The following is a 10466-nucleotide window of genomic DNA, read 5'->3' on the forward strand; positions in this document are numbered from 1 at the left end:
CCGCCGACGCCATGCCCACCTACTCCCCAGCAAGCCATTCCAGCGACCAGTGCGCCGGCTTTTCCACGGCGAGCAATTTGTGCAGGGTTGGCAACACCGTTCGCAATTCGCCTTCCAGCGTGAAGGGCGGGTTGACCAGCACCATGCCGCTGCCATCGAGGCTGGGCTCTAGCGACGCCGGCCTGATCTCGAATTCTATGTCGAGAATTTTCGGGATGCCGGATTGCTTCAGCGCCTTCCTGAAGGCGATGATCGCCCGGCGGTCCTTGATCGGATACCACAGCGCATAGATGCCGCCGGGCCAGCGCTTGTGTGCCCTTATGAGACCGTCGACGAGGCGGTCGAACTCGCCCTCCTCCTCGAATGGCGGATCGATGAGCACCAGGCCGCGCTTCTCCTTCGGCGGCAGATGCGCGCCAAGCGCCAGCCAGCCATCGAGTTCCATCACCCTCACCTGGAAATCGCCGGCGAATTCCGCCTTCAGCTTGGCGGCGTCTTTCGGGTGCAGTTCAATCGCCGACAGCCGATCCTGCTTGCGCAGGAGCTGGCGCGCGAGCAGTGGCGAGCCCGGATATTTCTTCACGCCGTCCCCGGGATTGAGCGAACGCACCGCCTCCAGATAAGGCGCCAGCAGCGCGCCCGCCTTCGCGTCGAACGAGGCATCGATCAGCCTGCCGATGCCGCCCTGCCACTCGCCGGTCTTCTGCGCCTCGAGTGACGACAGATCGTAGCGGCCAATGCCGGCATGGGTGTCGACGACGCGAAACGCCTTGTCCTTCTGTTTGAGATAGTCGAGCAGGCGCGTCAGCACGACATGCTTGACGACGTCGGCGAAATTTCCGGCGTGGTAGGCGTGGCGGTAATTCACTTGGCTCCCCTGCCCCAACGCGGCGGCGGTGGTTGCGAGTTCGGATTGTCCGGCCGGCCGCCACGAGAACGCAAGGTCAGCAGGAAGCCGATCAAGCCGACCGCCATCAGCGAGATGCCGACCGGCCGCGCTCGACGGTCGGTTTCGCCGACACCGGAGCGCAAGACAAGATCGACCGCCCGCATCGGAATGTCCTCGGCATCGCCCGGGCCGACGGTGAAGGTATAGGGACCGGAATTGACGCTCGCGATGACGCCAGCCTCGTCGCGAAAGATCTTGTCGGGCAGCTGTGGGCTGACCTGGCGCGGGTTGTCGACGTGGTTGAACTGCAACGTCGAGGCAAGCACCGTGCGGCCGTTGCTGGCGGCGGTCAGGGTCAGCACCGTACGCTGCTGCGAAACGATGCGTTCGGCCCGCGCGGTCAGGTCGACCAGCACCCGCACCGGCGCATCGCGGCCTGCGAGCGACACGGTCAACGGCTTGAAGCGGCCTTGCTCATAGACCCGCCAAGTGCCGATCTCGCGGCCGGAAAAATTGGTCATCGCCCAGGGATAGAGAAGGCCGATGCCGGTGCCGGCGAGCAGGATCAGGACAAACAGAAAGCGCATTCAGACACTCACCTTGCAATCACACCTTGCCGGACAACTGGCCTGCATCGGCACCGTCGCGCAGGCGTTCCATCTCGTCCAGCAGCATGTCGAGGCCGAGCTCGAATGTCTTGTCGAATTCGGCGGTGCCAAAAAAGCGCCCGGCAGCCATGACATTGGGAAAATCCCGGGCCAGTTGCTCGTCGCTGACCGTGTTCACCGCCGACGGACCCTTGGCATAGCCTGCGTTCTCGTCCAGCACCGCGCCCATCAGATAATAGCCGACGGCACGGAACAGCCTGGCGCTGAGTTCGGCGTCGAAGCCGCCATCCCTGAACAGGCCGATAATGCCGTTCAACCAGGCAAGGCAGGTCGGCGAGTTCATCCGGTAGGTGACAAAGAAGGCAGCATAGGCGGGGTGGTCGCGGCCGATGCGGCGAAAATCCTCGATGGCGATGCGCATCCTTTGCCGCCACGGCAGGCTGGCGTCGGGCATTTCAAGCGCACCGACCAGCCGGTCGACCAGCGCCTCGTGCAAATGCGCCACCGAAGGAAAGTGATGGTAGATGCTCATCGCCTCGCAGCCGAGCGCCGACGCCAGCTTGCGCATGGAAAAGCCGGCGAGCCCCTCCGTCTCGATAACGTCGAAGGCCGCGTCCTCGATCATTTCGCGCGACAGGCGCCCACGTGCTCGCTTTTTTTTGATCGATGAGTCCATGGCGTCGCTTGACAGCTTACACTGTAAGGTTCATTTTCCACGCCACCTTACATCGTAAGGCCAACAAAGACCAGAGGAGAATGTCATGTCTGCCTATCGCATTCTTTCATCCGTGCCTTCTTCCATACGCCAGACCTGCCTGCTCGCTGCTGCCGGCTGCGCGCTGACGCTGGCCGCGGCACCTGTCCATGCCGACGACTATGATGCAACCCTCAAGGACATCCAGTCGACCATGGGCGGCGTGCCGAGCTTTGTGAAGCAGTTTCCCAAGGCCGGTCTGCCCGGTGCCTGGGCCGAGGTCAAGGCCATCGAACTCAGCGATAAGACGGCGCTGCCACCAAAGGTCAAGTCGCTGATCTCGCTGGCGGTGGCGGCGCAGATTCCGTGCAACTATTGCATCTGGTCGGACACGCAGGACGCCAAGCGCGCCGGCGCCACCGACGAGGAGATCCAGGAAGCCGTGGCCATGGCCGCGCTCACCCGGCACTGGAGCACCATCTTCAACGGCATGCAGGTCGATTTCGACACATTCAAGAAGGAAATGGGTGGGCAGTGATGCCTGGCTAACCCCTGGCCAGCGGCATGGCCTGTCGACGGCGGGTCATGCCCAATCAATCAAAGTACCGCATGCCGTCAGCGCTGATGACGACTTCGCCATCTTCCGGATTTGACCATTCCGCACCGGCCGGATCGACTGTCACATCGGCATTGCCAACGCTTGGGATTTCGCGCAACGCTCGTGCCGAAACTATTTCGAATGGCGCATGAGCCGATATTCCATGGCGAATAGGACGGTGCTGATCACCGGAGCCCGAGCGCCGGTGGCGCTGCATCTGGCGCGCCTGCTTCACGGCGCCGGGCAGCGGGTTATCCTGGCCGACAGCCCGGCCCGCCCTATCGCCGCGGCGAGCAAATCATGCGCGCTCTATCACCGCTTGCCGCCGCCGCGATTTGCCGGGCTCGCCTATGGCGAAGCCGTGGAGGCACTGGTCCGCAGCGAAGGCATCGATTTGGTCATCCCGACTTGCGAAGAGATCTTCTATCTCGGCCATCTCTGGCGTGACCGCGTGATGCCGGCCTGGCTGTTCGCGCCCGGCATGACGCTGCTGACGCAGGTGCATGACAAACACGCCTTCATACGACTTGCAGAAAGCCTCGGCCTAGCCGTGCCGGAAACAATGCTGCTGCAGAGCAAGGATGATTTGCAAACCGTACGCGGCCGATCGCGCGAACTGGTGTTCAAGCCAGTCTGGTCGCGTTTTGCCAGCCACGTCCTGCTGCGCCCATCACAGGACGAACTCGATGCCATTGAGCCGTCACCGGCAATGCCGTGGGTGGCGCAGCGCTTTGTCTCCGGCGACGAGATCAGCGCCTATGCGGTGGCGCTAAATGGCAAGCTCAAGGCGCTGGGGCTCTATCGTTCGCTCTACCGCGCCGGCAAGGGTGCCGGCATCTGCTTCGAGTTGGTGGAAGACCCCGCCGCCCGCCGCTTCGTCGAGACCTTCGTCGCCGACACCGGCTGGACCGGCCAGATATCCTTCGACCTGATGCGCGAAAAGGATGGCCGGGTGCTGCCCTTGGAGTGCAATCCGCGTGCCGTGAGCGGCTTGCACTTCTTCCGTGATCCACGGCGTTTCACTGAGGCCATGCTCGAGGATGGAAGCGAGGTGAAACCGGACGTCTCCACGCCGCAGACAGTGCGGCTGGCGATGTGGATCTACGGATTGCCGGCGGCCCTGCGATCCCTGCGGATCGCGCGCTTCAGCCAGGCGATGCGCGCGGCCGACGAACTGCTCGACTGGCCCGGCGACCCCGCGCCGAAACGGGCGCAATGGCGCGCTCTGGCCGAGATCGCCGGCACGTCACTGCGCCAGCACATCAGCCTGCAGCAGGCGTCGACGCGCGACATCGAATGGAACGGACCACTTCAGGACTGATCCTCGTCGAATCAAGGAATGGATCTATCCCGTTGTTCAGGAACGGTCTTGTAAATATCGATCAAGAGCTAAAGCTCGATCTGGTGAACGCGAGGGTCCGCCGCAGCCGATGGCATCTTGCCTTCCATGATGGCCGCTATGTCGCGACGCAGGAAATCCAGTGGACCGATTGCCGGCAACGCCTCCGGCGGAAAACGCGCATTGTCGCTCGCCGATTTCAGCACCTTGCGATCCTGCTCCAGGGCAATGTTGAACAGCGGTTTGAAGGCGAGCGCCTTCAAATGACCGATCCCGCCCTGGCGCTGACCGATCAGCCAGCCGACACCCTCAACGGTCCGCTCATCGGCCTGGCGCAGATGGAAAGTCGTCGCCAGCACAAGCCCGTTTGTGCCCCAATATTCCAGTTCGGCGATACCGGGATGGCGAAAGCGGCCGATGGTTTTGGTGCGCGCGCCTTCCAGAAGCCGGCTGATCAATCCCTGCTGGCGCTCTTCACCGGTGTAGCAGGCTTCGACCCAGCCCTCGCCGCCAGTCACCTCGACATGAACCAGATGCCGCTTGGCACTGAGCCCGCGCAGCAAGCCCTTGTGGGTGAAATGCGTGTGGGTGGCGTCAAGGATATTTTCCGCCGCGTCGATGACCGTCGACTGCGTCGAGGAGCGCACGCGCCGCACGATCACATCCTGGCCCTGCATGCAGTGGAGATAAGGTTCGCCCTCGGGGGAGCCGACCGCGACGAAGACGACGCCATCGCGCTCGATCGCGCGATAGCGCCGCACGCGGTAATGCGGCACCGCGCCGACATGGCCGGGAATGGCGGTGCAGCGGCCATCACCGTCGAAACGCCAGCCATGATAAGGGCATTCGATCTCGCCCTCGACGATCTTGCCGGTCGACAATTCGACCAGCCGGTGCGCGCAGCGGTCAAAAAGCGCTGATATCCCGGTTGCCGAACGGAACAGCACCACCGGCGCGCCATCCAGCAGGAGACGCCAGGGTTTGCGCCCGACATCGGTGGACAGTGATACCGCCTGCCAGTGGTCTTTCTTCACAGGCTGACTCACAGCTCAAATCTCCGAAGCAGCGGAATGCCGACCCAATTCAGCACCGTTTCCATGATCCGCACCGCAACGCGACGGCCAAGCGGCAGATGCCTGACGTAGACGGCGTTGTACTCGATCGCCGGCACCGCGCCGCGACGGCGTTTGAAATCGGCCGCACCGGCGCTCATGTTGAAGAACAGGCCGCGCGCCGTGGCATGATCCTGCGCCATCGCCATCATCATGCGGTAGAGCCCGTCGCCGATCGGCAGGCTGGTGTCGTAACCGACGATGGGCTGGGTCAGCGTCCGGCCATTTTCGAACAGACCGGTGACGGCGACGAGCCTGCCGCTGCCGTTGTCGCGCAAGCCGACAAGTCTGAGGATGCCGCGACGGTGCATCTCGCCGATGTAGCGGGCTGTGTAGTGCGGATTGAGCGGCGTGTATTTGTCGAGATAGAGCATGGCGTAGAGCTCTTCGCTCCTGACGTAGTCGGCTTCGCTGAAGTCGCGATCGCCGACCAGGCGAAAGGGCGTCGAGCGCAACCGGCTGCGGTCGCGTTTCATGTCGCGCGTCGTCGACGGCGCCGCGCTGCGATCGGCGAAGATATAGATCTGCCGCGCCGCCAGCATGCGAAAGCCTTGCGTCTTCAGCGCCGCGATGGTTGAGCGGTCGGCGATATCGTTGAGCGAGCGGATGACAATGGCGCGATCGGGAAAGCGCGTGGTCAGCTCAGTCCGCATCTCGGCGATGGCGGCGCGTTCGAGCCGTGGCACCGGATTGGTCGAATAGAGCCAGTTGTTGACCTGCACCTGATGGTCGAGGCCGCTTGCCTTCACCAGCGGCGCACAGGCACGGACCAGCGCGCGAACCATGCGCCGCAGCAATGGGCTCGAAGCAAAGTTGCGCGTTTCGTCGATGGCATAGTCGATATAGGCGCTGGACGGGCAGCAGATGTAGCAGTTCGGCGCCTCGCTGGCGTCGTTCAACGTCAGTGGAAAAATACGCCCGGCGACCTCGAAAGCCTCGAGCCTGACCGTCAGGTTGCGCACGAGATCGCGGGCCGGCACCTCGTTGAAAAGCTCGACCAGGGCCGCGACCTGGCGCGGACTGTTCTCGACCCGATCGGCTTGGCTTTCGTCGATGTTTCCAAGACTCACGGCCCCGCCCCCAGCCGGCATTCGACGCGGCGCAACTTGCGGCCGGTTTCCAGCGGCAGCGGTGCACGGACGAGTTCCACTGCGACGATTGCCTGGCGCGCGGCAAGCAGCGCGCGCACCGCCTCCAGGGCAGCCTCCGCCGCGTCGTTGGCGAGGCCCGACGCCAGCCGCAGCTCGACCTTTTCGGTTGCCATCTGGATCAGCCGGAAATCGTCGATACGGCGATCGGCCCCCAGCACCGCGTTTCGCAAAATATCTGGCGTAACCAGGATTGGTCCATGCATCGAGACCAGCCGGAAGACATCGTCCATGCGGCCGACAATCTCGTCCACCGTGCGCAGCGGCGAGCCACAGCGGCAAGGCACCTTGGACAGACGCAGCAAATCGCTCATCCGATAACGCGCCATGATCTGCGTCTGCCGGCGGAAGGCCGTGACCAGCGGCGCGACCAGGCCGTCGCCGACCGGCTCGAACTCGAAATACACTGAATCTTCGGCCAGATGCAGCCCGCCTTCCCGGCACGTGACCGCGAACAGTCCCTCCGTCGCCATGTAAATCTGGTCGAGCGGCAGCCCGAAAAACGCCTCGATGACCGGCCGGTCGACCGGATCCAGCGTTTCGGCGGCCGCAAAGACGCGGACCGGCGCCAGCCTGAAACTCTCCGTCGCGACGTGGCGCAGTATCTTGGGCGGCGCAATGATCACCGTCGGCGCAAAATCCTCGAGTGCATCGCGCCAATTTTCCGGACCAAGCCTGAGATCGAAGAAGCCGAGTTCGACGCGCCGGGATTGGCGCGCGCTGTCATAGAGTCCGCTGTTCTGCGGCAGGATCACGGCCACGCGCTGCCGGCGCCACAGAAGGTCGGGAATGGCTTTGGCCAGGATCGTACCCAGCCAGCGATATTTCTCGGCCTCGGAAATGACGAACAGGCCGCGATTGCCCGATGTACCCGTGCTGGCGCCAACAGTCAGGTCGCCGAGGCGGCCATCCGAGGAAGCAGCGGCCCAGGCATCGCTGGCCGACACGCCACCGATATTGAAGCGCTCGAAATTCGCCATCAGCAGTGCCTTATCGGTCACCGGCAGATCGTCGAGACGGCGCGGCGGCTTGCCGTAGAAAGGCGCCAGCGGCAGGTCGCGGTCGAGCCAGCGACGCAAGGCGCGGGCCTGCCAGTGTTCGAAACTCTTGCGGCTTTTGCGCGACACCCATCGGGTGTGGGCGAACGAGCCCAGCGCTTCAGCGAACCCGCTCATACGCTCTCGCCATCCAGATCATATGATTTCGGTTCCGGATCATGGCAGAACATCACCTCGCCGCCATCAGCCAGAAAACGGCGCAGGACTTCGCTGGTCGGCTCGATAGCGGCGAAGTCTTCGGCCAGCAGGCTCGCGGGAAAACCGGGCGTGCGTCTCTGCACCAGTGCGGCGAGCAGCCATTGCACGTCGACCGCGTAAAGCAGCGGCCGCTCCATTCCGGCAAACAACAGGCCGAACTGCCCATCGGCATGGCCGGGCAGATCGACCGCAACCACGCTGCCGTCGCCGAACAGATCGGCGCCGCCGGGAATGGCGCCACGCGGCGCGATCCGTGCCTTGGTCGACAGCCCGTCGAGGCGGGTCTCGAAGTCGGTCGGAAACAGTTCGGCGAAGACGCCATGGCGCAGATTCTGCCACGCCGTGCGCGCCTTCAGCCGCGACCAGGCGGCGTCGCTGGCAATGAAACGGGCATTGGGAAACTGCGACAGGCCGGAAACGTGGTCGGCATGGAAATGGGTGACGATGACAGTGCCCACATCTTGCGGGGTGAGGCCGAACCGCGCCAGCACTGGCAGCGGTTGCTCGGCCGCGTTGAGCTGGGGCTTCAGTATGGCGCCATAGAGGCGCAGGGCAGTGCCACGGCCGGTGCCGCTGGTCGCTTGCGGCGTATAGCCGGTGTCGATCAGCACCGGGCCGGCCCGCGGGTGGATGATGAGGCCATAGCGAACACGCAGCCGGACGCTCCGCCAGCTGCCGCCGCGCAGGATCAGCCTTTCGGCGGCACTGACCCAGGCGCTGTTGGCGAAGACAATCTTCACGCTGCCGCCCTCCCTGCCGCAAACCGGCTTTCCGCCGCCTTGCCGAATGTGCGGTCAAGCCCTTCCTCGAATGACACTTTCGGCGCCCAGCCCAGCATCCGCACAACTTTTGAGATATCGAGGCTTTGGGCATAGGCGAACAGGCCGAGGCCGTAGCGTGTGACCGGCGGTTCGGGCCGGCCCGGCAAGCGCAGCGCCACCGCCTCCATCGCACCCGCCGCCAGCATGGCCGGCCACAACGGCATTTTTCGCCACCGCACCGCCACGCCGGCGCGCGCGCAGGCGGCTTCGGCGATGCGGCGCACCGGCAGCACCTCGCCACCGGAAACGTTGAAAATCTGGCCGTCGGCATCGCTGCCGGCCTCGATCGCCGCGACCACCGCATCGACGACATCGTCGACATGGGTGAGGTCGATGCGCGCCTGGCCGTCGCGAAACAGCGGCAGCGGCCGCCGGGCCGCTGCAAGCAGGCGCGGCAACAAGGCGCGGTCGCCAGCCCCGTAGATGCCGCGTGGCCGCAAGATGACCGGGCCAATCCCGGACGCAGCCAGCACGATCTCCTCCCCTTGCCGCTTGGTGAGAGCATAGGCATTGACCGGCTCCGGCAAAGCCATGTCCTCCGGCACGCCGAGCTGGTCGCGAAAGGCGAAGCAGACCGAGGGGCTGGATATATGGACGAAGCGGCGCACGCCTTGCCGATGCGCGAAATCGACGAGATTGCGGGTTGCCGTGACGTTGGCCGCCTGAAAATCCGCCAGCCGGCCGAACGGTGCCGAGAGCGCCGCGCAATGCACAATTGCGCCGAGTTCCCCGAATGCGGTCTCGGCATCCGCATCGAGTGGCTGCGACAGATCGCGGCGGACAACCGCATGACCGGCAGCTTCGAGCGCCACGCAGCGCCCGACATCGCGGCCTTGCGCCACCACCTGCATGCCGTCCGCTGCCAACCGCGCCACGATATGCGCGCCGAGGAAGCCGCTGGCGCCAGTGACGAGCACGCGCCTCATACCTGCAGCGCCATGCCGCCGAAGGACACGCCGGCCGAGGTGCCGAGGAAGAGGACCTTGGCACCCGGCGCGATGCGCCGCTCGCGGCGCGCAATGTCGAAGGCGAAGGGGATAGAGGCGGCGATCTGGTTGCCATAGCGCGCCGCGATATCGACAAGCTTCTCCCGGGCAAAGCCGGTCTGACGCGTCATATGGACCAGGGCAAAGGGGCTGGCCTGATGCGGCACGACGAGGTCTACCTCATCATGATCCCAGCCCGCGCGTTCCAACAAGTCAGCCAGGAAGCCGTTGAAATGTCGCGATGTAACGCGAAACAGCTCCTTGCCATCCATGTGGAACAGAGCGTGGCTTGCGAATTCCTGCGGCTGGCGATGGAAGTCGAAACGAGTGCCGCCGGAACCTATGCCACAGGCGTCGTAGGCCGAGGGATAGGTGCGCATCAGACTGGCCACCATCTTGCCCTCTCCGGGCATCGACCGGCACAGAATAGCCGCCGCTGCGCCGTCGCCGAACAGGGCAGCGATTTCCGGCTGGTCTTTCCAGGGCAAGGCGCGCGAGGCGACCTCCGAGGAGAATATGAGCGCCCGTTTGGTTTGCCCGGCCTCGATCATGCGGCCGGCAGTCTCGAAGGCGGTCAGGAAGCCGAGGCAAGTGCTGTTGACGTCGAAGGCGGCCGCCGAACCATCGGCCATGCCCAGCCGCTGCATCACCAGCGGCGCGGTCGATGGCAGCGGTTGGTAAGGCACGCCGCAGCCGCCGATTACGAGATCGATCTCGCCGGCCTCGATCCTGGCATCGGCGAGCGCCAGACGGGCCGCCGCGCAAGCGAGATCCACCTGCGATTCCGCATCGCAGACATAGCGTTCGACGACGCCGGTGGCGGCCTCAAGCTTGCCGTGGCCGAGCCCCAATTTCTCTTCGAGCGCGCGCGACGTCACGCACGTTGCCGGCACGGCACGCCCGGTTCCAATGATCTTGATCCGCATTCTCAACCCGCCGCGTGAGTTGCGCTTTCCAATTGCTGGATGGGATCGTTCAACGATAACTGCGTCCTTTGCAAGACGCGTGCCGCCGC

General features: G+C 64.5%; 11 protein-coding genes. 2 read left to right on the forward strand and 9 right to left on the reverse strand.

Annotated elements, in window-relative coordinates:
* Nucleotides 1-19 precede the first annotated feature (19 nt).
* The 3 genes from CKW40_RS25005 to CKW40_RS25015 are packed head-to-tail and all read right to left on the reverse strand — an operon-like array spanning nt 20 to nt 2173.
* A complete protein-coding gene (locus CKW40_RS25005; RefSeq protein WP_095202503.1) occupies nt 20-868 on the reverse strand; it encodes a 23S rRNA (adenine(2030)-N(6))-methyltransferase RlmJ in 849 nt (282 codons plus the stop codon).
* Nucleotides 865-1476, reverse strand: a complete 612-nt coding sequence (locus CKW40_RS25010) for a hypothetical protein (protein ID WP_095202504.1) — start codon at nt 1474-1476, stop codon at nt 865-867. The genes CKW40_RS25005 and CKW40_RS25010 overlap by 4 nt, the downstream gene beginning before the upstream one ends.
* A gap of 19 nt (nt 1477-1495) precedes the next feature.
* Nucleotides 1496-2173: a TetR/AcrR family transcriptional regulator gene (locus CKW40_RS25015; protein WP_095202505.1), complete on the reverse strand. Its 678-nt coding sequence runs from the start codon at nt 2171-2173 to the stop codon at nt 1496-1498.
* 85 nt (nt 2174-2258) lie between these two features.
* Between CKW40_RS25015 and CKW40_RS25020 the strand changes: the two genes are divergently transcribed.
* Together CKW40_RS25020 and CKW40_RS25025 are read left to right on the forward strand one after the other, a co-directional pair.
* Nucleotides 2259-2729, forward strand: a complete 471-nt coding sequence (locus CKW40_RS25020; RefSeq protein WP_095202506.1) for a carboxymuconolactone decarboxylase family protein — start codon at nt 2259-2261, stop codon at nt 2727-2729.
* A gap of 223 nt (nt 2730-2952) precedes the next feature.
* Nucleotides 2953-4110 carry an ATP-grasp domain-containing protein gene (locus tag CKW40_RS25025; protein ID WP_095202507.1) on the forward strand — a complete coding sequence of 386 codons (1158 nt, stop codon included), beginning with the start codon at nt 2953-2955 and terminating at the stop codon, nt 4108-4110.
* 68 nt (nt 4111-4178) lie between these two features.
* Here the strand turns inward: CKW40_RS25025 and CKW40_RS25030 are convergent, their stop codons facing one another.
* From CKW40_RS25030 to CKW40_RS25055, 6 genes are read right to left on the reverse strand one after another with little or no spacing between them, the layout of a single operon-like run.
* The gene (locus CKW40_RS25030) at nt 4179-5174 is read right to left on the reverse strand and encodes a Rieske 2Fe-2S domain-containing protein (protein WP_095202508.1); all 996 of its coding nucleotides are present in this window, start codon (nt 5172-5174) and stop codon (nt 4179-4181) included.
* The gene (locus tag CKW40_RS25035; protein ID WP_244571278.1) at nt 5171-6310 is read right to left on the reverse strand and encodes a GNAT family N-acetyltransferase; all 1140 of its coding nucleotides are present in this window, start codon (nt 6308-6310) and stop codon (nt 5171-5173) included. Before CKW40_RS25035 ends, CKW40_RS25030 begins: the two co-directional genes overlap by 4 nt.
* Nucleotides 6307-7563, reverse strand: a complete 1257-nt coding sequence (locus CKW40_RS25040) for a F390 synthetase-related protein (protein WP_095202510.1) — start codon at nt 7561-7563, stop codon at nt 6307-6309. Before CKW40_RS25040 ends, CKW40_RS25035 begins: the two co-directional genes overlap by 4 nt.
* Nucleotides 7560-8384: an MBL fold metallo-hydrolase gene (locus CKW40_RS25045; protein WP_095202511.1), complete on the reverse strand. Its 825-nt coding sequence runs from the start codon at nt 8382-8384 to the stop codon at nt 7560-7562. Before CKW40_RS25045 ends, CKW40_RS25040 begins: the two co-directional genes overlap by 4 nt.
* On the reverse strand, nt 8381-9391 hold the full coding sequence (locus tag CKW40_RS25050) for an NAD-dependent epimerase/dehydratase family protein (RefSeq protein ID WP_095202512.1): 1011 nt from the start codon (nt 9389-9391) through the stop codon (nt 8381-8383). The genes CKW40_RS25045 and CKW40_RS25050 overlap by 4 nt, the downstream gene beginning before the upstream one ends.
* Nucleotides 9388-10377, reverse strand: a complete 990-nt coding sequence (locus CKW40_RS25055; RefSeq protein WP_095202513.1) for a 3-oxoacyl-ACP synthase III family protein — start codon at nt 10375-10377, stop codon at nt 9388-9390. The genes CKW40_RS25050 and CKW40_RS25055 overlap by 4 nt, the downstream gene beginning before the upstream one ends.
* Nucleotides 10378-10466 lie beyond the last annotated feature (89 nt).

This window comes from Mesorhizobium carmichaelinearum (assembly GCF_900199455.1).
GTDB lineage: Bacteria > Pseudomonadota > Alphaproteobacteria > Rhizobiales > Rhizobiaceae > Mesorhizobium > Mesorhizobium carmichaelinearum.